The organism is Sphingorhabdus arenilitoris (genome assembly GCF_042651485.1).
Classification (GTDB): Bacteria; Pseudomonadota; Alphaproteobacteria; order Sphingomonadales; family Sphingomonadaceae; genus Sphingorhabdus_B; species Sphingorhabdus_B arenilitoris.
Genome location: NZ_JBHSDH010000013.1, coordinates 1731015 through 1754155, shown reverse-complemented (window position 1 = coordinate 1754155; position 23141 = coordinate 1731015). Strand labels below are relative to the sequence as shown.

Annotated in this window: 17 protein-coding genes and 1 tRNA gene; 13 read left to right on the top strand and 5 right to left on the bottom strand. The window is 55.5% G+C overall.

Annotation, left to right across the window (positions count from 1 at the left end; all coding sequences use genetic code 11):
- Positions 1-2 precede the first annotated feature (2 nt).
- Together ribD and ACFOWX_RS12620 are read left to right on the top strand one after the other, a co-directional pair.
- On the top strand, positions 3-959 hold the full coding sequence (ribD, locus tag ACFOWX_RS12625; RefSeq protein WP_381424655.1) for a bifunctional diaminohydroxyphosphoribosylaminopyrimidine deaminase/5-amino-6-(5-phosphoribosylamino)uracil reductase RibD: 957 nt from the start codon (positions 3-5) through the stop codon (positions 957-959).
- A 13-nt stretch (positions 960-972) separates the two neighbouring features.
- A complete protein-coding gene (locus tag ACFOWX_RS12620) occupies positions 973-1593 on the top strand; it encodes a riboflavin synthase (RefSeq protein WP_381424652.1) in 621 nt (206 codons plus the stop codon).
- 40 nt (positions 1594-1633) lie between these two features.
- Here the strand turns inward: ACFOWX_RS12620 and ACFOWX_RS12615 are convergent, their stop codons facing one another.
- Positions 1634-2416, bottom strand: a complete 783-nt coding sequence (locus ACFOWX_RS12615) for a DUF1134 domain-containing protein (protein WP_381424650.1) — start codon at positions 2414-2416, stop codon at positions 1634-1636.
- 225 nt (positions 2417-2641) lie between these two features.
- On the opposite strand from ACFOWX_RS12615, the gene ACFOWX_RS12610 reads away from it, so the two are divergent.
- Positions 2642-2733, top strand: a tRNA-Ser gene (locus tag ACFOWX_RS12610).
- 85 nt (positions 2734-2818) lie between these two features.
- On the opposite strand, the gene ACFOWX_RS12605 is transcribed toward ACFOWX_RS12610, so the two are convergent.
- Complete coding sequence (locus ACFOWX_RS12605) at positions 2819-3799, bottom strand: polysaccharide deacetylase family protein (protein WP_381424648.1); 981 nt, start codon at positions 3797-3799, stop codon at positions 2819-2821.
- A 267-nt stretch (positions 3800-4066) separates the two neighbouring features.
- Between ACFOWX_RS12605 and ACFOWX_RS12600 the strand changes: the two genes are divergently transcribed.
- On the top strand, positions 4067-6655 hold the full coding sequence (locus tag ACFOWX_RS12600) for a glycoside hydrolase family 3 protein (RefSeq protein WP_381424646.1): 2589 nt from the start codon (positions 4067-4069) through the stop codon (positions 6653-6655).
- A 92-nt stretch (positions 6656-6747) separates the two neighbouring features.
- On the opposite strand, the gene ACFOWX_RS12595 is transcribed toward ACFOWX_RS12600, so the two are convergent.
- Positions 6748-8265, bottom strand: a complete 1518-nt coding sequence (locus ACFOWX_RS12595) for an MFS transporter (RefSeq protein WP_381424644.1) — start codon at positions 8263-8265, stop codon at positions 6748-6750.
- 119 nt (positions 8266-8384) lie between these two features.
- On the bottom strand, positions 8385-9416 hold the full coding sequence (locus ACFOWX_RS12590) for a LacI family DNA-binding transcriptional regulator (RefSeq protein WP_381424642.1): 1032 nt from the start codon (positions 9414-9416) through the stop codon (positions 8385-8387).
- A 285-nt stretch (positions 9417-9701) separates the two neighbouring features.
- On the opposite strand from ACFOWX_RS12590, the gene ACFOWX_RS12585 reads away from it, so the two are divergent.
- The 5 genes from ACFOWX_RS12585 to wecB all read left to right on the top strand — a co-directional run bounded on the left by ACFOWX_RS12585 (position 9702) and on the right by wecB (position 18456).
- A complete protein-coding gene (locus ACFOWX_RS12585) occupies positions 9702-12452 on the top strand; it encodes a TonB-dependent receptor (protein WP_381424640.1) in 2751 nt (916 codons plus the stop codon).
- 108 nt (positions 12453-12560) lie between these two features.
- Complete coding sequence (locus ACFOWX_RS12580; protein WP_381424637.1) at positions 12561-14060, top strand: tryptophan halogenase family protein; 1500 nt, start codon at positions 12561-12563, stop codon at positions 14058-14060.
- A gap of 73 nt (positions 14061-14133) precedes the next feature.
- The gene (locus tag ACFOWX_RS12575; protein WP_381425060.1) at positions 14134-15762 is read left to right on the top strand and encodes an alpha-amylase family glycosyl hydrolase; all 1629 of its coding nucleotides are present in this window, start codon (positions 14134-14136) and stop codon (positions 15760-15762) included.
- Complete coding sequence (locus ACFOWX_RS12570; protein WP_381424635.1) at positions 15759-17276, top strand: tryptophan halogenase family protein; 1518 nt, start codon at positions 15759-15761, stop codon at positions 17274-17276. The genes ACFOWX_RS12575 and ACFOWX_RS12570 overlap by 4 nt, the downstream gene beginning before the upstream one ends.
- 49 nt (positions 17277-17325) lie before the next feature.
- A complete protein-coding gene (gene wecB, locus ACFOWX_RS12565) occupies positions 17326-18456 on the top strand; it encodes a non-hydrolyzing UDP-N-acetylglucosamine 2-epimerase (protein ID WP_381424633.1) in 1131 nt (376 codons plus the stop codon).
- Positions 18457-18479: 23 nt separating this feature from the next.
- Here wecB and ACFOWX_RS12560 read toward each other — a convergent pair whose 3' ends face one another.
- A complete protein-coding gene (locus ACFOWX_RS12560) occupies positions 18480-19679 on the bottom strand; it encodes a sugar transferase (protein WP_381424631.1) in 1200 nt (399 codons plus the stop codon).
- A 131-nt stretch (positions 19680-19810) separates the two neighbouring features.
- Here ACFOWX_RS12560 and rfbA point away from each other — a divergent pair, with 131 nt between their 5' ends.
- The 4 genes from rfbA to rfbB are packed head-to-tail and all read left to right on the top strand — an operon-like array spanning position 19811 to position 23139.
- Positions 19811-20689, top strand: coding sequence for a glucose-1-phosphate thymidylyltransferase RfbA (rfbA, locus tag ACFOWX_RS12555; protein WP_381424628.1), 879 nt, complete (start codon positions 19811-19813; stop codon positions 20687-20689).
- Positions 20689-21234, top strand: coding sequence for a dTDP-4-dehydrorhamnose 3,5-epimerase (rfbC, locus tag ACFOWX_RS12550; protein WP_381424626.1), 546 nt, complete (start codon positions 20689-20691; stop codon positions 21232-21234). Before rfbA ends, rfbC begins: the two co-directional genes overlap by 1 nt.
- The gene (gene rfbD, locus ACFOWX_RS12545) at positions 21231-22097 is read left to right on the top strand and encodes a dTDP-4-dehydrorhamnose reductase (protein ID WP_381424624.1); all 867 of its coding nucleotides are present in this window, start codon (positions 21231-21233) and stop codon (positions 22095-22097) included. The genes rfbC and rfbD overlap by 4 nt, the downstream gene beginning before the upstream one ends.
- Positions 22090-23139 carry a dTDP-glucose 4,6-dehydratase gene (rfbB, locus tag ACFOWX_RS12540; protein WP_381424622.1) on the top strand — a complete coding sequence of 350 codons (1050 nt, stop codon included), beginning with the start codon at positions 22090-22092 and terminating at the stop codon, positions 23137-23139. Before rfbD ends, rfbB begins: the two co-directional genes overlap by 8 nt.
- Positions 23140-23141 lie beyond the last annotated feature (2 nt).

Genomic DNA, 23141 nt, shown 5'->3' with positions numbered 1-23141 from the left:
ATATGGCGGCGGCGATAGCCTATGCCGAGCGTACTGCCGGGCAAACGGGGCAAAGCCCGGCGGTGGGCTGTGTCATTGTCAAACATGGCAAAGTCATCGGACGCGGCCATACGCAGCCGGGCGGTCGCCCTCATGCCGAAGCGGCGGCGCTGGGCATGGCCGGCGAAGCAGCGGCGGGGGCGGATATATATGTGACGCTCGAACCCTGCGCGCATGACAGCGAGCGCGGTCCCGCCTGCGCCGCCACGGTGACGGCGGCCCGCCCGGCGCGGGTTATCATTGCCTGCGAAGACCCCGATCCCCGCACCGCAGGCAAAGGCATCGCGATGCTGAAAGCCGCTGGAATAGAGGTGCAATGCGGATTGATGGAAACCGCCGCGCGGGCTTCAATGGCGGGATTTTTTGCCCGGCAAACGCTCGCCCGTCCGTTTGTGACGGTGAAGCTTGCGACATCGCTCGATGGGCGGATCGCGCTGCCCAATGGGGAAAGCAAATGGATCACCAGCGCGGCGGCACGGGCGCATTGCCATTTGCAGCGCGCCCGCCATGACATGATCCTGGTTGGTGCGGGCACCGTGCGGGCGGATAATCCAGCGCTCACCGTGCGCCTGCCTGGATTAGAATCGCGCAGCCCCGCGCGGGTCATGCTGGGCAGCGGGGGCGCCCCCGAAGGCTGGCAGGCATTGGCATCGCCGACGGATATCGGGGAATTGCCGGGCAATATGCTATTTGTCGAAGGCGGAGCCGAAACCGCTGCGTCCTTTATCCGGGCCGATCTGGCCGACCGGCTTTTGCTTTACCGTGCGCCGATTATCTTGGGCGCGGGCAAGGCGTGTCTTGGCGATATTGGCCTGCATGACCTGATGACGGCGCATGACCGCTGGCGGCTTGTCGATACGCGAATGCTTGCCAAAGACCGGACGGAAATTTACGAGCGGGCAATCGCGCCCGACCAATGACAGGACAGCATATATGTTTACCGGCATCATCACCGATATTGGCACCATCCGCAGCATCGAGCAGCGCGGCGATATGCGCGTGGTCATTGCCTGCGGCTATGATATGAACGGCGTCGCTATTGGCGCATCGATCGCGTGCAGCGGCGTGTGCCTGACCGTGGTGGATAAGGGACAGGATAACGATGGCGGCTGGTTTGCGGTGGATGTATCGGGCGAAACCATCGCCTGCACGGCACAGGGCCAATGGGAACAGGGGCAGCGGCTGAATTTAGAACGCGCGTTAAAGGTTGGCGACGAACTGGGCGGGCATATTGTAACCGGCCATGTTGACGGCGTCGGCACCGTCACCCGCTGGGATGCAGAGGGCGGATCGCACCGGCTCGAAATCACCGTGCCGCCCATCATTGCGCCATTTGTCGCAGCAAAAGGCTCGGTCACGATTGACGGCGTATCGCTCACCGTGAATAGCGTGGATGACGGCGGCGGCGTGACGAGCATCGGCCTCAATATCATTCCGCATACATCGGCGGTCACCACCTTGGGCAGCTATATTCCCGGCCGCGCGGTCAATCTCGAAATTGACGTGCTCGCCCGCTATTTGAAACGGATGGAAGATTTGCGCAGCGCCGCTTGATATTTCGCCGCAGCAGCCGGGCCGTCCCTAGAGCCGTTCCTTAAAACGGCAACCAGCGCTGTTTCTTGCTAAATTTCATATAGCCGACATTCGCGCCCAGCCGCAGGCCCGCACCCACGCGCACGGGGATCAACACGACATCGCCGCGCCGCAAATAGCTGGCGTTGAAACCGCCGACCAAATAGGCGACGCCCTCCGCCGAGGGGAAGCGTTTATATAGGTCTTCGCTGTCGTAGAGATTATAGACGAGGATGAAAGTGCTGCCCGCATTGGCACCGGCATCAAAACCGATGGATGGGCCGGTCCAATAGGCTTTTTTCTCGCCCTCAACCTTATGATATAATGTGCCGCTGCCATATCGCAGGCCGACGATGAATGCGCCGCCGCCTTCGCGCCCGACAATATAGGCATTGGGTTGTCCCTGCTTTTTCAGGATGCTTTCGATAATCCCGCCAAGCCCTTCCGCGCCTTTGCCGAACAGGCCTTCGGCGGCTCCGATCAAATCATCCTTTTGATAGGTATTATTGGGATCCGATGGCAACGGCGATGGATCGTTTGGCAGGCTTTCCGTCCCGGGCGCAGCATCGCCGGGATAGTCGCCCTGCGGCGGGACGCCTTCGGTGGGTACACCGTCGCGGATAACCGTATCTTCTTCGGGCGGCAGCTGGCTTGGCGGGTCACCTGCATCTTGGCCGATCGCATCATTGGGATCAACGCTCTGTAATTGCGCAGAAGCCGGAGCCGCCACGATTGCGCCGCTCATCATCATCGATATGGCCAGCATCATGCTGGTCCAAAATGACGTTTTGCTTTTTCTGCTCATTATAAAACTCCCGAAACCACCGAAAACACTGCGTCAGCGCATAGTCGTAGCACAATGAACGAGCGATGACCCGAGTCGCTTTTGCGCCAGAACGAGTCGCTTTGCCTGCTTAACCGAGCTGCGCCGGACATAACCGGCAAGCATAGCGACAAATTTCAAGAAGCAAATAAAGCCATTGCAGGCGATACAGAGCCTCGCTATAGCGCCTGACTTAGCCAGCCAGACGGACACGTGGGTGAGCGGCTGAAACCACCTCCCTGCTAAGGAGGCAAGCTCCTATCGGGGCTTCGAGGGTTCGAATCCCTCCGTGTCCGCCATTATCCCAAAACTACATGAAAAAGCCGTCCCGCCTTGGCGGCGGCGCGTTTGGCAATGTTGCGTTATCGGGGCATGGCCCGCGCGTTAGCTACCATATAGCGTGTTACTCAACGCCTGCTCCCCCATGCGCCTCGCGGTCCGGGCAAAATCATGCGGCAACAGCATCGCGGTTGCACTAGGTCTGGGGCTGGTTTCAATGCGGGGCGGATTGTCCGAGAAGGTGGCTGTGTCCACTCCGGGTAGGCCGGCAAAATAGGCGCAGGCGCGTTCGAAACGCTGGTCGATTATCCGGTTAATTCTTTTGCGGTCCCGGCTGAGCAGTTCAAAGCTATGCGAGACAAAGGTGAAGGACTCTCTGCCAATGTCACGCGCGTGGCGAACGGTTTCGCAAATTTCCCGCGCCGACAGGGCGGTGACCTGCGCATGACGCTGTTTGCCCCCGGCCGCTGCGATCGAACCAATGGGCACTTCAGTCACGCCCAGATAGGCGAGCGGCAGTAATTGGTCAGGGCCCAGCGAAATAGCGCAGTCGGAATGCGCGATACCGGGACAATGGCTGCTTTCATATGCAACGCCCTGCCGCGCGAGCGCTCGCAATGTGTCGTCGTTGGCTCCATAATTGCCGGCGCGAAAGGCGATGGGACGCGGCGCGCCTGCGGCCATTAACTGTTCTATGCCATATCCGATCAAGGTAAATTGATCGGCTTCGCTGAAATCTTTCATATTGTTGCCGGTCCGGTTACCCAGCGGATTGGCCTTGCCCGCAAATTGCAGCCATTCGCAATGGATATGCAATTGCACATCATGGCCGCGCGATAATATTGGCGCGACAATGTCGGTTACAGCTTCGGTTCCCCAGACCAGAGCGGGCATGGGGTCGACAAAAAATACCGCCTTCAAGCCATGGCGGTCCAAAATATCCATTTGATGAAATATACCCGCCTCTCCGTCCGGGGTGAGCCCGCGAATGGATTGGTCAAAATTTTCTGCACGTCCAGAGGCGCCATTTTTTGCAAAATGGTCGCTGCTATATTCGGTGTCGACGGTGATATAGATGCGGGTCATCGCACGACCTTCTGATTTATGCAGATCGCTGCCCGTTTCCCCTGCTTCATAATGGCCGCCCGTTTGCCTTTTCCTGTTGGGTCCTTTTTAGGCGTTAACGCATAAAGTGCCAACATTAATATCGGGTTCACGCCGTCACGCGGTGATCATCAACAGCGCGATAACCGAACTGCGGCTTGACACTGCGGCTTGACACTGTGTCTTGACACTGCGGCTCAGGGATGACAACGACGGACATAATATTCTTTGAGAGATGGGATTTTTCGAATGATTACTAAACTGCAAGCCAGTCTTTGCGCAATTTCTTTGGCCTCGTTGGCGGGTTGTTCTGCGGCGAATGGTAAAAATATGGAGGCCGCGATACCTGCGCCGCCAGCCGCCAGCCAATCAGCTGCCAGCCAGCCAGCCGCGGTCCCCGCAGGATTTGACAATGCTGTACCGGCGACCCCCGGAGTGGCGCATCCCGAACAATGGCCTAGCTACACCTACCCGTGGAAACCGAGCGCCGAGGCCGAGGCCCGCGTCCGCGCATTGATCGCCAAAATGACGGTCGAAGAAAAAGTGGCGCAAACGGTGCAAGCAGATTTAAGCACCATCACGCCCGCCGATCTGAAAAAGTATAAATTGGGTTCGATTTTGGTCGGCGGCAACACCGGTCCGTATAATGACGATTTTGCGCCTGCGCCGATGTGGCTGAAGGCGGCGGATGAATTTTACGAAGCGTCGATCGACAAAAGCGATGGCGGCGTTGGTGTCCCTGTTATTTGGGGTATCGATGCGGTTCATGGGCATTCGAATATCATCGGTGCGACCTTGTTCCCGCATAATGTCGGTCTTGGCGCGATGCGCGATCCCGAATTGATCGAACGCATCGGCCATGTCACGGCCAAGGAAATCCGGGTGACGGGACAGGAATGGACCTTTGCCCCCACCGTCACCGTGCCGCGCGATTATCGCTGGGGCCGTTCCTATGAAGGCTATTCGTCCGATCCCGAATTGGTGACCAGCTATGTCGGCGCCATGCTGCGCGGATTGCAGGGAGCGCCCGACAATGAAAATCTGCTGGCTCAAGACCGGGTCATTGCGTCGACTAAGCATTTCTTGGCCGATGGCGGTACCAAAAATGGCGTGGATCAGGGTAATGCCGAAATTTCAGAAAAAGAACTGCGCGATATTCACGGCCTGCCCTATGGCGCCGCGATTAAAGGCGGGGTTGCCACTGTGATGATCAGCCATTCGGCATGGCAGGGACGCAAAATGACCGCCAATGACAGTTTGATCACCGGCGTTCTGAAAAACCAAATGGATTTTGACGGCTTTGTCCTTTCCGACTGGAATGCGCATGGTCAGGTGGAAGGCTGCACCAACGACCAATGCCCCAAGGCGATGACCGCAGGGCTTGATATGTATATGGCGCCCGATAGCTGGAAAGCGGTTTACGAAAATCTGGTGTCCGAGGTAAAAGCCGGGCGCATCCCGATGAGCCGCCTTGACGATGCCGTTTACCGTGTGTTGATGGTCAAGGAGCGGGTTGGTTTGTTTACCAATGGCAAGCCATCTTCGCGCAAGCTTGCTGGGCAATGGGACTTGCTGGGCGCGCCGGAACACCGGGCAGTTGCGCGTGAAGCGGTGCGCAAGTCGCTGGTGCTGCTGAAAAATAATGGCGTCTTGCCATTGAAAGCCAATGCGCGGCTGCTGGTTGCGGGCGATGCCGCCAATGATATTTCGCGCCAATCGGGTGGCTGGACATTGACATGGCAGGGCAAGGATGTGCCGGAGAAATATTTCCCAGGCGCAACGACGATCTTCAAAGGATTGCAACAGGCTGCACAAGAAGCCGGGGGCAGTGCACAGCTGTCGCCCGATGGCAGCTATAAGCAAAAACCCGATGCCGCTATCGTCGTATTTGGTGAGGAATCCTACGCCGAGTTTCAGGGCGATTTAAGCTCGCTGCAATTGGCACCGGAGCTGACCAAACCCTATGAAACCATGAAGAAGCTGAAGGCGCAGGGCATTCCTGTCATTGCCGTCATGGTGACGGGCCGTCCGCTATTTGTGAACCCGGCGCTCAATGCATCCGATGCCTTTGTGGTAACATGGCTGCCCGGATCAGAGGGCGGCGGTGTGGCCGATGTTTTGGTCGGCGACAAAATGGGCAAGGCGCGGTTTGACTTTACCGGCAAATTGCCAACCGGCTGGCCGATGAAGGCCAAATTGGAAGATGGCGAGCTATATCCCTTCGGCTATGGCCTGAATTATGCGTCACCCAAAAGCACATGGACCAATTTGAGCGAAGAGCCCGGTGTTGAAAATACCGGAGATTCGCGTGTCTGGTTCGCCAATGGCGTGCCCGCGAGCAGCTGGTCCTTAATGGTTGGCAACGCCGATTTTACGAATGAGATTCGGATCAGCACCGTGCCAAGCGATGCGGCCGAAGGGCGGATGAAAATCACATCCTCTTTCTATAAAGTACAAGAGGGTGCCCGCCGGTTCGAATTGTCGTCGGGCAGCAGTGCGATTTCGCTGCGCAGTTTCAGCCCGATCAATATTTCGAAGGAAATGAATGCTGAGCTATATTTGATGTTCACCACCAAGGTGAATAAAGCGCCGCAAAAAGCCATGCTGGGCATGAGCTGCGAAGGCGCGGATTGCAAAAATGGCTTTGTACCGGTTGACCTGCCAGTGAGCAGCGAGTTTAAAACCTATGGCCTCCCGCTCAAATGCCTGCGCGACAAAGGTGTGGATATGACCAAGATTTCGGCATCCTTTGTCCTGTCGCTGACTGGCCCGTCCGATATTGAATTGGGTGAGGTGTTTATGGGAACCGATCCGGCCAATATCCTGCCTTGCAAATAGGCGCCGCCGTTCCGCAAAATAAAAAAGGCCGTTTATTGCAAACGGCCTTTTTTGTTGGAGCAGGTGAATTTGGGCCCTAACCCTAAACCGCCTTATGCCGTCTTATCATCGGATTCGGGCGCAAGCCGCAGCATGGCAAGTCCAGCAATCGCCCAGCTGGCCGCAGCAAAAAGCATCGTCCAGATAGGATCGCCCGGAAAGAAACGGACCATGATTGATCCCATCAACGTCGCCACCAACAATTGCGGCACGACGATAAAGATATTGAATAGCCCCATATAGGTGCCAAGCTTGGTTTGCGGCAAGCTGCTCGCCAAAATCGCGTAAGGCATGGCGAGCATACTGGCCCAGGCGATCCCCTTTGCCACTTCGCATAGGATCAGGATATTGGCATCCCGCGCCAAGAAATAGCCCAGAAACCCGAGCGAACCGATGAATAGGGAAATGGCATGGGTGCGCACTTTACCCATTTTTTTGCTCATCCACGGGAGCAGGAATAACGCCGCAAATACTGCTACCGCATTTTGCAGCGTGTAGACAAAATTCCACCAGCTTGCTCCATCATTATACGCCTTCGTCGTTGCGTCTGCGCTGCCAAAATAATATTGCGAAATAACCGGTCCTGAATAAATCCACATGATGAACAGCGTCGACCAGCTGAAAAACTGGACCACGGCGAGGCGTTTCATAATCGGCGGCATTCCGGAAAAATCGCCGACGATGGTCGATAGCATATTCGCGCTGCGGCCCTGTTTGGCCATGGCAATTGCGACCGCACTGAGCAGGCCGTAGCTGGCGAGCAAGCTGCCCAGCAGGTAAATTTCTTTTTCCAGCTTCAACGGTTCGACAATGGCGATAACAGCGGCAGCAGCGACCAACCAGACTATCGCGTTAAGATAGCTTTTGGAGGCCAGCGCACTCACCGATGCGCCGCCATGCTGCGCCGCATCTGCGCCGTCAAAGCTGGCCATTTCTTCGGGGCTATATTCTTTCGTGGTCACAATCGTCCACCCCACGGCCACACATAAAGCGATCCCGCCTGCCCAAAAACTCCATTTGACCGTATCGGGAATTTGGCCAGCGGCGCCGATGTTACTGACGCCCAATTGCCCGAGCAGCCAAGGGAAAATCGCGGCAAATACGGCGCCCGCGCCAATGAAGGCGGTTTGCACGCCGTAACCCAAACTATGCTGCGACTTGGGCAGCATATCGCCAACAAAGGCGCGAAATGGTTCCATCGTGATATTCAGGCTCGCATCGAGCACCCATAACAGCAATGCTGCGAAAATCAGCGGCGCAGCAAATGTCGGGGCCAGCGGCATCAGCAAAAGCGACAAGGCCGCCAATATGGCTCCGGTTAAGAAATAGGGCCGCCGGCGTCCTAGACCGTTCCATGTCTTGTCGGAAAAATAGCCGATGATCGGCTGCACGATCAGCCCGGTGAGCGGCGCGGCCACCCATAAGACGGGCAAGTCATCGAGCGACGCGCCCAATGTTTGAAAGATGCGGCTCATATTCGAATTTTGCAAAACAAAGCCGACTTGAATGCCGAAAAAGCCAAAGCTGATGTTCCAAAGGCCGCCAAAGCCCAGACGCGGTTTTTCCGCCATTATACTCTCCCATATCAGTTGCAGTCACAACTGCCCTGTCGCTCTTATTGGCAGCTTGCATGGGACCGCACAATAACCGCAGCCATCGCGCATACGTATGCCTGAACTGAGTGTTGGCCCTAAAGCGAGGAGCCCCGGATCATCAATTTGACGGGCAAAGCGCAGGATTCAACCTCTTCGCCGTCAATTTTGCGGATCAAGGCGGTAACCAGCGCCTCGCCTGCTGCTTTCAAATCCTGCATCACCGAAGACAGCGGCGGCGCGGTCATGCTGGAGGCTGGAATATCGTCAAAACCAACGACGGCAACATCGCGCGGAATGACCTTGCCCGCGGCTTGCAGCACGCGCATCGCGCCAATGGCGATCAGATCGGATGCGGCAAAAATGGCGTCAAATTCGGCGCCATTTTCCAGGAAGGCCTGCACAGCATTCTCACCGGTCGCCTCCGAACTAAACCCTTCGGCTTGCAACATGGGATCACTATCCAGCCCCGCTTCGGCCAAAGCGTCGCGATATCCTTTCCAGCGCGCTTCAAATTCGGGCGCATGGCTCGACGCGGTGCCGATAAAGGCAATGCGCCGCCGCCCCTTCGCGATCAAATGCCGCACCGCTTCCAACCCGCCGCCATAATTATCCGACCCCAATGTTAGCCCGGGTTCATCGGTCAGCGGCAAGCCCCAGCGGACAAAGTCGGTTCCTTGATCGACCAAATTGGTTAGCCTTTCGCGATATTGTTCATAATCGCCATAGCCCAAAAGGATCAGGCCGTCGGCTTTATGGCTGTCCTGATAATCGATATGCCAATTGCCCGATAATTGCTGAAAAGAGATCAGCAGGTCATAGCCGCGCAGCGCACATTGGCGCGTGATCGATCCCAGCATCGACAGGAAAAACGGGTTAATATGGCTACCGTCGGGGGTGGGGTCTTCGAAAAAAAGCAGCGCCAATGTCTTTGATTGTTGCGAACGCAGCGACGACGCATTTTTGTCGACGCGGTAATTTAATTCCTGCGCAATTTGTTCGATCCGGTCGCGCGTCGCTTTGCTAACCGATGGGCTGCCGCGCAGGGCGCGCGATACCGTTGGCTGAGACACGCCCGCCAGATATGCAATATCAAATGATGTTGGCTTGCGTGATGGCAAGCGGCCCATTTTATGCTCCCGCTCATGCATTTTGCATGTCTCTCTTAACCAGATTTTGATTTAGGGTTTTCTGGCGGAAATGCAAGCATTCTGCGCCGCTCAACATGTTGCGTAAATGTGACATGATGCGGCGCAGCATAAACTGCGTATACGTATGCAAACTATGCATAACCGGTTTATGATGCCTAGAAGCGGCCAACTTTGGGAGGGGAGTCGCCAAAGATGGTTCACGCTCCTGCCGAAGATTTGCCACATCAGACGACACAAAAAAGTCTGAACAGCCGGGGAGTGAACATGAAAAAATCTAATTTTGGCAGCCGCAAGCTATTGACGAATGCGAGCCGCACAGCACTGGGCATGGTGATGATCCTGTCCGCACAAAATGCATTCGCACAGGATGCCGCCGACGACGCCGATCAAGCCGCGCAAACCGAAGAAGATGACGCCATCGTCGTCACCGGTTTCCGCGCCAGCCTTGAAAGCGCGGTGAATGAGAAGCGGACCAGCGATCAGATCGTTGAGTCGGTTACAGCAGAAGATATCGGTAAGCTTCCCGATGCGTCCATTGGTGAATCAATTGCGCGCTTGCCCGGCCTCGCTGCGCAACGGCTTAATGGCCGCGCAAACGTTATCGCCATTCGCGGTTTTGGACCCGACTTTTCGCAGACCTTGTTGAATGGCCGGGAACAAACTACAACCAGCGACAACCGGTCGGTGGAACTTGATCAATATCCTTCAGAAGTTGTCAGCCAAGTCGTGGTTTACAAGTCACCAACCGCGTCGTTGGTCGGCCAGGGTCTGGTCGGTACAATCGATATTCGCACCATCCGTCCGCTCGAATATGGCAAGCGCGTTCTGGCTGTCGGCGCGCGTGGTTCATACGCAGATTTAGGGGCGCTGAATGCCGGGTCGAGTGAACTTGGCTACCGGGCAAATGCCACTTATGTCGATCAATTCGCAGACGATACTGTCGGAATTTCCTTGGCGGCGTCTTATGTGGATGAGCCTTATCAGATCCAAGAATTCAATGCTTGGGGCTACGCAGGGAGCGGCACGGCGGCATCACCAAGTGTCATCGGCGGTTCAAAAAGTTTCGTCACATCGACCACGTTGAAGCGTCTTGGACTGAACGGCACGTTGCAATTCCAAGCTACAGATAACTTGATGCTCACTGTGGATGGGTTCTATTCCAATTTCAACGATGACCAATCGAAGCGTGGTATCGAATTGCCGCTTGGCTTTGGAGCCTTTGGTACTTCTACGGCTATTACTTCGCAAGAAGATGGATTTGCAACCGCGGGCACATTCAGCAATGTGCGCGGCGTTATCCGTAATGATATTTTCCAGCGGAAAGCCGATCTTTATTCTTTTGGCTTCAACGCCGATTATGAAGGTGATGATGGCTGGAAGGCCATGTTTGACTTTGGTTATTCGCGCACCGATCGTAATGAACTGAGCCTTGAAAGCTATGCGGGCACAGGATTTAACGGCGATGACACCGGCAATGGCGCATCTGCAACGATTGGTTTTGCATCTGGCCCTACGGGAACCGTGTTCAACCCGTCACTGAATTATAGTGACCCTTCCACCATTTTCCTGACCGATCCGCTCGGTTGGGGCGGCGGGACAGTGCCGCAGGCGGGCTATTTCAACAACCGTATTGTTGAAGATGAATTGTTCCAATTCCGCACCGAAGTTGAGCGTGAATTTGAAGGCAGTTTTGTCAAAAGCCTGCAATTTGGTTTGAACTATACAACACGCGAAAAGTCGCTGACGCCTGACGAAGCATTTGTGCGTTTGCCCGGTACAGCCGTAACGGCATCAATTCCTTCTCAATTCCTGTTGGAATCGACCAATTTGAGCTATTTGGGTCTTGGGCCAATCGTCAGCTATGACGCACGCGATTTAATCGATGCTGGCGTGTTGGAGCTTGAGCCACGGACAACAACTGGTCCAAACGCAGCGAATGACGTGCTCGGCAAAGGCTATACTGTAAACGAAGATTTGATGACGGCGTATTTGCAGGCAAATCTGGAGTCAGAGCTTGGTTTCGGCACCCTGACCGGTAATGTCGGCGTTCAGGCAATTAACACTGAGCAGAAATCAACCGGATTTATTTTCCCGGCAACAGGTCCTGAATTGCGCACCCTTGGTGACAACTATTGGGATATTCTGCCCAGCTTGAACCTGTCATTGCGTTTGAATAGCGATACTGTCATCCGTTTCGCAGCTGCCCGGGAAATTATGCGGGCACGGTTGGACGATACACGTTTGTCGATCGGATATGGCATTGATAGTAGCGTCCCAGGTGGCATCATTCGTGGCGGCGGCGGCAACCCATTCCTTCGCCCCTTCCGCGCCAATGCTGTTGATTTCAACGTAGAGCAATATTTTGGCCAAGGCGGGGTAATTGCTGCGCAGCTTTTCTATAAAGACATTAAGAGCTTTATTTTCAACGGTCGTTTCCCGTTTGATTTCTCTGCACTGCCAGAGCCAACGGGTGCAGCAGCCTTCCCGAATTTGCCGACGCTTGGAACACTTGATGCGCCTGTAAATACCGGCGGGGGCGACCTATATGGTGCTGAATTGTCCGTCACCATGCCGCTGAGTAATTTGACATCGGCCTTGGACGGTTTTGGTATCACTGGCGGTGCCAGCTATACCAAAACCAACATTGAAGATGCCGCTGGCAACCGCACGCAAATTCCCGGCTATTCAAAATGGGTTGTCAACGCGACTGCTTATTTCGAAAAATGGGGCTTCAATGCGCGCGGTAGTGCTCGCTACCGTTCAACCTTCTTGGGCGATTTCACCGGTTTTGGCGGTTCGCCAACCCGGCGGACTGCGCTTGCAGAAACAATCATTGATGCGCAAATTGGTTATGACTTCCAAGAAGGTAGTGCGCTTGAAGGACTGTCACTGTATCTGCAGGGTCAGAACCTGACCGATGAGCGTTTTGCGTCCATCGGCGGCAATGCCAACCAAGTTATTGACTATCAAATTTATGGTCGGCGTTTCTTAGCCGGTTTCAACTTCAAATTCTGATGGTCTGAATTCTGAACCTTTCTCCTTGCATCCTCCCGCAAGGTAGAAAGGTTCGTTTTTCGTGGCTATGATACATGGTCTATACCATGCGGCATGGAGAGATTTTCAATGCGTGACATTGTCATCGCAGGAGGCGGGACGGCGGGTTGGATGGCCGCTGCGGCCTTTGCCCGGTTTCTGGGCGGCGGGCATAATGTCACGCTTGTTGAATCGGATGCGATCGGCACTGTAGGTGTCGGCGAAGCAACCATTCCGCAAATTCAAAATTTCAATAATGCCCTTGGCATTGATGAAGCCGAATTTTTGAAAGCCACGCAGGGCAGTTACAAATTGGGCATCGAATTTGATGGCTGGTCCGCGCCGGGCAAAAAATACATCCACGCTTTTGGCCAGATTGGCCGGCAATTGGGCTTTGTCCCCTTTCACCATTATGTCCTGCGTGATCAGCAGCGCGGCGGTGCCCGCGATCTATGGTCCTATAGTCCCACTGCGATAGCGGCTGCGCAAAACCGGTTTTCGCCGGTGCAGGAACGGCCGGGGCAAATGCCATCGGGAACGGCCTGGGCCTATCATTTTGACGCTGGACTCTATGCCGCCTTTTTGCGCCGCTATGCCGAGGACAAAGGCGTGAAGCGTATCGAAGGCAAAATAGCCGAGGCACAGCAGCAAGAGGGCCGGATCAGCGCATTGCGGCTGGATGATGGCAGACAGGTGGGGGGCGATTTCTTTATCGACTGCACCGGATTTGCCGCGCTGCTGATTGGCGGCGCTATGGAGAGTGGCTTTGATGATTGGAGCGACTTGCTGCCCTGCAACCGCGCGGCAGCGGTGCAGTGCGAGGCGGCATTCGTCATCACCCCCTACACGAGGTCCAGCGCCCGCGCGGCGGGGTGGCAATGGCGTATCCCGTTGCAGCACAGGACCGGTAACGGCCATGTTTATTGCAGCGATTTTATGTCGGATGATGAGGCGGCCTCTATCTTGCTGTCCCATTTGGACGGCGCGGCCATTGGCGATCCGCGTTTGATCAAATTTACCACGGGGATGCGGCGCGATAGCTGGAAATCGAATGTCGTCGCATTGGGGCTTGCCGCTGGTTTTATGGAACCGCTGGAATCAACCAGCATCCATCTGGTCCAATCGGCGATTGAGAGGATTTTGCAATTTTTCCCCGGCGACACCGACGCCGCCGCCGACATCGAAGAATATAATCGCCGGACGCAGGCGGAATGGCTCGCCATCCGCGATTTCCTGATCCTGCATTATCACCGCAATGGGCGCAGCGAAGCATTTTGGGAAGCGGGCCGAAAAACGGATATTCCCAAAAGCTTGGCGCGGCGTTTGGCTCTGTTTGAATCAAGCGGGCGGATCATGCGCGAAGGCGATGAGCTATTCACCGAGGTTGGCTGGTTACAGGTGATGACCGGCCAAGGGGTGACGCCGCAAAGCTGGCATCCAATGGCTGGGCAGATAAGCGACGGACAGCTTACAGAATTTTTGGGGTTGGCAGCACAGCATGCCAATGCACAAGCAGACAAGATGATCCCGCATAATCAATGGATCGAACAATATTGCAAGTCCGATGCCGGACATAGGATGGTAGCATGACGAATTTCACAAAATTGCATGGGCTGGTTTTTGGCGGTCGCGCAGAAGCATTAGGAGCAGGCAATTGAACCACATCACTCACCCTGAATCCGCCGCTGTGAAACCGGCACACAGCGCCCATGCACCCTGGTGGAAAGGCGCGACCATATATCAGATTTATCCGCGCAGTTTCATGGACAGCAATGGCGACGGTATCGGCGACTTGCCGGGCATCACGTCGCGTCTGGATTATGTGGCCGATCTGGGCGTGGACGCCATATGGCTGTCACCGTTTTTCAAATCGCCGATGCATGATTTTGGATATGATGTTTCCGATTTCAGCGCGGTCGATCCGATATTCGGTAGCCTGGACGATTTTGACGCCTTGATCGAAAAAGCCCATAAATTGGGGCTGAAGGTGATTATCGATCAGGTCTATTCGCATAGCAGCGATCAGCATGCTTGGTTTACCGAAAGCCGTTCGAGCCGTGACAATGAAAAGGCCGATTGGTATGTCTGGGCCGACCCCAAGGCAGATGGCAGCCCGCCCAATAATTGGCAGTCGATATTTGGCGGTCCGGCATGGGCATGGGATGCGCGGCGGCAGCAATATTATTTCCACAATTTCCTGACGCAGCAACCTGACCTGAACTTGCATTGTCCGGCGGTGCAGGATGCGCTGCTTGATACATCGCGATTCTGGTTGGACCGCGGCGTTGATGGTTTCCGCATCGACGCGGTGCTGCATATGATGCACGATCCTGCGTTGACCGATAATCAACCGACGATGAATAATCATAAGGTCAAAACGCGCAGCCACGATTTTCAGAATAATGTCTATAATCAAGGGCACCCCGCGATATTTGATTTCCTTTCGCGCTTGCGCAGCGTGACCGATGAATATGAAGGCCGCTTCACCGTCGCCGAAGTCGGCGGCACTGCGCCCGATGAATTTATGAAAAAATGTGCCGCCGGGAATGACCGGATGCACAGCGCCTATAGTTTCGATTTCCTCTATGCCGAAAAACTAACGCCCGATTTAATCTGTTCATCGCTCGCCAAATGGGAAGAGGCGGACGGCACGGGATGGCCGACATGGGCGTTCGAAAATCACGACGCGCCGCGTGCCGTCAGCCGCTGGACCGGGCCCGAATATCGCAGCGCCTTTGCCCAGATGAAAATGGCGCTCATCACCATGCTTCGCGGCAATATCATCCTGTATCAGGGCGAAGAATTGGGCCTGACGCAAGTCGATATACCCTTTGAGCTGGTGCAAGATCCTGAGGCGCTGCGCAACTGGCCGCTTACTCTGTCCCGCGACGGAGCCCGCACCCCGATGCCATGGGAAGCGGAAAGCCATAATGCCGGTTTTGGCAGCGGCGAGACATGGTTGCCGCTGGGCGAGGACCATATTGCGATGGCGGTCGACCGCCAAAATGCCGATGCCGCTTCCATGTTGAATTTGACCCGCCGGTTGATCGCTTTGCGCAACCAGATACCGGCTTTACGGGCGGGTAATATTGCGAAATGCGATGCGCAAGGCGACTTGCTGGAGCTGGTGCGCGAACATGACGGGACGCAGATTTCCTGCCTGTTTAATATGGGCACGGGCAGCATCGACATTGCCGCGCATAATATTGACCCGCAGGATATTTTGATCGCGCCCGGTGGCAGCAGCGCAGCTTCACTGCCTGCATTTGGTTTCATCATCGGGAAGATATGACCGCCGAAAAAGCCTTTCGCTTTGTAATATTGGGCGGCGGTTCGGCCGGGTGGATCACCGCCAATCTGTTCGCCCATCATTGGCGCGGGAAAAATGTTGAAATTCAGGTGGTGGAATCGCCCGATATTGGCATTATCGGCGTCGGTGAGGGGTCCACGCCGCAGCTAAAGGCATTTTTTGACCAGCTAAATATATCCGAATCCCTGTGGATGCCGGCCTGCGACGCGACCTATAAAATCGGGATCCGCTTTGCTGGCTGGTCCCATAAAAATGGCTATGACAGCTATTTTCATCCCTTTCCTGCGCCGCTCGATATGCATAGCGAGCCGAGCTTTATCCGCAATGCGGCAATGCGGCGTGCGGGGATTGATGTGCCGGCCCATCCCGATAGCTTTTATCTCTCCCCGCATTTGGCGGCGCAGCGCAGCGGACCGCATCCGTCCGACAATTTCCCCTTTGAGCTGAGCTATGGCTATCATTTTGACGCCTATAAATTGGGCGATTTTCTGCGCGGGCACGCCGCCAGTTTGGGGGTGCGGCATATCCCGATGCGGATCGAGGATGTGATTGTCGGTGATGATGGCAATGTGGACGCATTGCTGGGCGAAGAAGGACAGCGCATCGACGGCGATTTTTTTGTCGATTGTTCGGGCTTTCGCGCGATCATCAATGAAAAAGCGCTGGGCGCCCCCTATATTCCCTTTGCCGATAACCTGTTCAACAACCGCGCCGTGGTCATGCCAACGCCGCCGGATTTGGATGCGGCGGGTTCGGCGGCGATAGCGACCGGTGCGACCGCAATGAATGCCGGTTGGCGCTGGTCCATTCCGCTGACGCAGCGGCATGGCAACGGCTATGTTTATTCGGACAAATATATTGATCCGGATGCCGCCGAAACCGAATTGCGGGCGGCGCTGGATATGCTGGATAGCGATGTCAGCGCGCGGCATTTGCAAATGCGTGTCGGCCGCCTTGCCGACAGTTGGAGCGCGAACAGCCTTGCCATGGGCCTGTCACAAGGTTTTATCGAACCATTGGAGGCAACCGCAATCCACATTGTAATTGCCACGGCGCAACAATTTATGGCGGCTTTTGACGATGGCGAATTTGGGCCGAAGAACCGCGATATTTTCAACCAGCGCATTGCCGCTCGGTATGAAGGGATACGCGATTATATCGTCGCTCACTACCGGTTGAATCAGCGCGGTGATAATGACTATTGGCGCGATAATGCGGCGAATGACCATCTGTCGGATAATCTGAAAGCGATGATGACGGCCTGGTTTACGGGTAAGGATATGGCCGCCGAAATCGCGCGGCTGAATATTGGCAATTATTATGGTAATATCAGCTGGCACTGCCTGTTTGCGGGATATGGTGTATTTCCCGATAGCCGCAAATTGCGCGCTCCGTTGCCCCATGAAGGCGCGGCGGACATGGTGAAAATTGCGCATTTCATGGCCGGTGCGGCGCGTAATTTCGGGTCCCATAAAGCGTCGCTGGACAGGCTTTGACCGCATATTAAGCTTGCGCCTTATGCTGCGGCGCGGCATTTAGCGGGCCATGATACATCCCACCAAAATATTGAGTGTATTTGGAACGCGGCCCGAAGCGATTAAAATGGCGCCGGTTGTCCTGAAACTGGCGGCTGATCCGCGTTTTGACGCCCGCGTCTGCGTCACCGGGCAGCATGCCGAAATGCTGGAGCAGGTGAACAGCTTGTTTGGGATCGTGCCCGATATTGATTTGAAAATTATGAAGGCGGGGCAGGGCCTGACTCATATTACGACGGCGGTTCTGGAGGGGTTGGAGCCCGTGCTGGCCGATATGAAGCCGGATTATGTGCTGGTTCATGGCGATACTACGACATCGACGGCGGCGGCGCTGGCCGCTTTTTATGCCGGGGCAAAAGTCGGCCATGTCGAGGCGGGGCTGCGCACGCGAAACCTGTTATCGCCCTGGCCGGAGGAAGCCAATCGTCAGATTACCGGACGGATCACCAACCTTCATTTTGCTCCCACGGCTTTGTCGCGGGCGAATTTGATTGAGGAAGCGGTTGCGCCCGATACGATCCACGTCACCGGTAACACGGTGATCGATGCATTGATGATGGTAAAGGATAAGATTGAAAATGATGCGGCGCTGAATGCCGAATTTGAAGCAGCCTTTCCCTATCTCGATCCGTCAAAACGTCTTATCCTGGTAACCGGACATCGCCGCGAAAATCATGATGGCGGCATTGCCCGGGTGTGCGAGGCGCTGGCCCAAATTGCGGCGCGCGGTGATGTGCAGATATTATATCCCGTGCATCTTAATCCCAAGGTTAAAAATGCCGTGGACAAGGTATTGACCGGCGTTGACAATGTTTTTCTGGCCGAGCCGCAAAGCTATCTGCCTTTTGTCTGGCTGCTCAACCGCTGTGCGCTGGTGGTCACCGACAGCGGCGGCCTGCAAGAAGAAGCGCCGAGTTTTGGGAAGCCGGTTCTGGTCACGCGCGACACCACCGAACGGCCCGAAGCGGTTGAGGCCGGCACGGTTAAACTAATCGGAACCGATAGCACCGCTCTGGCCTGCGAAGTGATCAAGCTGCTCGATGATGACACCGCTTATCAGGCCATGTCACGCGCCCATAATCCCTACGGCGACGGTTTCGCAGCGGGCCGGATCGCCGACATATTAGCGGCGCAGAATTAGGTCGCGTGTCATAGGCCACGGCCCTAACGCGCGGTCCGGTCCCCTTGCCCTGACCCCGTAAAGGTTTTCAAAATAATCGATAGGTCGAACGGGATGCTGCGCCGGGCCATATAATCGGCATCGGCCCGCGCAAGCCGGACCGGGTCGCTCATATCAATATCGTTAATCTGCGCCCAACCGGTAATACCGGGCAGGATATTGAGCACGCCGCGCTCTTTTCGTTCCTTGATCAGCTCGCTTTGCACCGGCAGGCACGGGCGCGGACCAACAAGGCTGATCTCGCCGCGCAATATGTTGATGACTTGCGGCAATTCGTCGAGTTTCGTCTTGCGCAAAAATGCGCCAATGCCAGTGATAGCATCGGCCGAAAGTTCATGGGTGCCCGCTTGCTTTGTGCCTGTCCGCATGGTTCGATATTTATAGCAAATAAAGCTTTTGCCATGGCGCCCCACCCGTTCTTGCGCAAATATACCAGGACCGGGACTGCCCAGCTTGACGGCGATAAACAGGATCAACATCAACCACCAAGTCACCAGCAACACCGCCAAGGCAAAGCCCCAATCGACGATTTTTTTGAAGGTCCAATAAACGATATTGCGGTCCACCGGGTTCGCAAGGCTGATCGAAACGGCTTCATTTTTTTCAACCAAGCCTGCTATCGCGGCGACGACCAAATCGCGATCAACTAGCGGTTTTGCGGCCCCCAACACCACCAATGCAATTTTCCGCAATATAGCGGGCAGTTTGTTGACTTTGGCCAGATTGCCGCCCGCGTCCTGCGAATTTACGGCCGGCAGGCATAGCGACGAGATGCGCATATCCTGTTGCTCAAAAAGCCACTGATCCGCTTCCCGTTTGCTGACTGCATAGGGGTCTTGCTGATTTCCATGGGCGGCGTGGAAACTGGTCAGATTTATAAAATGCCCCACGCCCGCGCGCTTCGCATCATTAAAAATATGCTGCAGACCGGTCAGATTGGCGGAACGAAAATCCGCCAAGCTGCCGTGCTGATCATTATTCATCACGGCCAGATGGACGCATGAGTGATAGTCGGACCCGATATGTTGCAGGTCATGATAATTGCAGCAGGCATCACCGGGGAAAAGCTGTTGCAACTTTGCCGCGTCGCGCCCAACGAGCAACAATTCATGCCCTTTTTCCCGCAAATAGGGGACAAGTGCCCGGCCAATATTCCCGCCCGCACCGGTGATGATTATTTTCATAGCGATAACCCTGTCATATAAAGCGCGGTAGCATAATCGGGCGGCGCGTCAATTTGCCTCGGTGAAGGGTTGCACATTGGCCGTTAACTTGGCAATGGCGCTGCATCGGTTTTCATGTAAAGGACTATCCATTGCGCAAAGGCATTATCCTCGCTGGCGGGTCGGGCACGCGGCTTTATCCGGCGACCAAAGCGGTTAGCAAGCAGCTGATGCCGATTTACGACAAGCCGATGATCTATTATCCGCTATCGGTGCTGATGATGGCAGGGATGCGGGATATCTTGATTATCACCACGCCGCATGACGCGGCTGCATTTCACTATCTTCTTGGCGACGGCACCGATTGGGGCATACATATCAGCTATGCGGTGCAAGCTGAACCAGCGGGGCTGGCGCAGGCATTTCATATCGGCGATGATTTTATCGGCGATAACCCCAGCGCTTTGATATTGGGCGATAATATATTCTATGGTCATGGTTTGCCCGAATTGCTGCGTGCGGCCGATGGACGCAGTCATGGCGCGACCGTTTTCGGTTATCATGTGAAAGATCCGCAGCGTTATGGCGTGGTCGATTTTGATGCCGATGGCCGCGCGGTATCCATCGAAGAAAAACCGGATAAGCCCAAATCCAACTATGCCGTAACCGGGCTATATTTTTACGATGAGCAGGTTGTGGAATTATCCAAATCGATTAAGCCATCGGCCCGCGGGGAATTGGAAATTACCGATTTGAACCGGCTCTATTTGGAGCAAGGATCGCTCCATGTCGAAATGATGGGCCGGGGCTTTGCCTGGCTCGATACCGGCACGCATGACAGCTTGCTGGAGGCATCGCAGTTCACGCAAGTTATTGAGGACCGTCAGGGCATGAAAATATGCTGCCCCGAAGAAGTGGCCTGGGAAATGGGCTTTATCGATGATGAGCAGCTGTCCCGCATTGCGCAGCCGCTGATTAAAAGCGGCTATGGCGCGTATCTCAACGGCTTGCTGCACAGGAAACATGGCTGATGCAATTGATCGATACCAGCATCGCCGATGTTAAAATCATCGAACCCAAACTGTTTGGCGATGACCGTGGTTTTTTCTACGAAAGCTGGAATGAACAGACATTTGCTGCGCTCGGCCTCGATCTGACCTTTGTGCAGGATAATCACAGCAAGTCGGCCAAAGGCGTGCTGCGCGGTCTGCATTATCAAATTGAAAAACCGCAAGGGAAATTGGTGCGCGTCACCGCAGGCAGCGTCTATGATGTTGCGGTGGATTTGCGGCGGTCATCGCCGACTTTTCTGCAATGGGAAGCGTTTACTTTGTCGGCGCAGAATAAACGCATTTTGTGGGTGCCGCCGGGATTTGGCCACGGCTTTTTGTCGATGGAGGATAGCACCGAATTTCTCTATCGCTGCACCGAATTTTACGCGCCAGAACATGAACGCTCGCTGCTATGGAATGATCCCGACCTTGCCATCCATTGGCCATTGGACGGGGTGCAGCCGTCACTATCGGCAAAAGATGCGGCGGGCGTGCCATTGGCGCAGGCGGAGCTATTTGCATGAAGGCGCTGGTGTTTGGCGGGGCAGGGCAATTGGGCCGCGCATTGCAGCGCGCAGCAGGTGATGAGTGGCAGGTGGACGCGCTGGGCCGGTCCGAATGCGATATCACCGATGCCGCGGCAACCACAGCGGCCATCGCTAATAGCGGCGCGGATGTGGTTATCAACGCCGCAGCCTATACGGCGGTGGACAAGGCAGAAAGCGAGCCAGCCCTCGCGCAGGCAATCAACAGCGATGCGCCCGGTGTTATGGCGGCTGCTTGCGCGGCATCGGGCAAACTATTTGTGCATATCTCCACCGATTTTGTGTTTGGCAGCGGCCATGACACGCCGATTGCGACAGATGCGCCGCCATCACCTTTAAGCATCTATGGCGCAACCAAGCTGGCAGGTGAACGCGCGGTTCAGGCCGCGATGCCCGGTGCGTTGATTATTCGCACATCGTGGGTCTATGCGGCGCAGGGCGCAAATTTCGTTCTGACCATGCTGCGTTTGATGAAAGAGCGCGATGCGCTGGGCGTGGTAGCGGATCAGGTGGGATCACCCACGGCGGCGCATGATTTGGCCCAGGCGGTGTTGGCGCTTGCGGCACAAAAAGCGCGCGGCATATATCATTTCACCAATGAAGGTATTTGCAGCTGGCACGAATTTGCCGTCGCGATTGCCGAACAAGGGCAGGCGGCTGGGTTGCTGACGCAGATACCGGTCATTAACGCCATCCCGACCAGCGCCTATCCCACACCCGCCGCACGTCCGGCTTATTCGGTGCTGGAAAAAGAGGCGACATGGACGGCATTAGGCGCGCCTGCGCGGCATTGGCGCGATGCGCTGCACGAAACCCTATGGGAGATTACAAATAATGGCTAATTTGCTCGTCACCGGCGGTGCCGGCTTTATTGGCGCAAATTTCGTCCGATATTGGAAGGCGCAGCATAGCGGCGATACCGTCACCGTTGTCGACGCGCTGACCTATGCCGGGAATAAGGAAAATCTCGACGGGGTGGATGCGGAGCTGATTGTTGCGGATATTTGCGACCATTCGGCGATGAGCGCGCTGGTCCGGGATCATGCCATCGACACCATTGTCCATTTTGCTGCGGAAAGCCATGTTGACCGATCAATCGATGGGCCCGATGCTTTCTTGCAAACCAATATCATCGGCACGCACAGCCTGTTAAAGGCTGCGAAGGAAAATTGGCTCGATGGGGACGGGCGGCCGCACCGTTTCCACCATGTTTCCACCGATGAGGTTTATGGCAGCCTGGGCCCCGACGACCCGGCCTTTAGCGAAACCACCGCCTATGAGCCTAATTCGCCCTATTCCGCGTCGAAAGCGGCCAGCGATCATCTGGTTCGCGCCTATCACCATACATATGGGTTGGAGACGACGACCAGCAATTGTTCCAACAATTATGGCCCCTATCAATTTCCCGAAAAGCTGATCCCGTTATTCCTGATCAACTGTTTAAATGGCAAGCCGCTGCCTATTTACGGGGACGGCATGAATGTGCGGGACTGGCTGCATGTTGAGGATCATTGCCGGGGGATAGAGGCGGTGCTGCAAAAGGGCCGGATTGGCGAGACCTATAATATCGGCGGCGGGCAGGAGCTGCCCAATATGGCGGTGATTGATGGTATTTGCGCGGCGGTTGATGCGGCCTTTGCCAAGGACGCAGGCCTTGCCGCGCGGTACCCCGATGCGCCCGCAGCCAATGGCAAGAGCAGCGATAGCCTGAAAAGCTTCGTCACCGACCGCAAAGGGCACGACCGCCGCTATGCCATTGATGAAACCAAGGCGCGAGAGGAGCTAGGCTATCACGCGAGCCGGACTTTTGAAGAAGGCTTCGCCCAAACGCTGCGCTGGTATCTTGAAAATGAAGGCTGGTGGCAGGCGCTGCTTGCGCGCTGAAC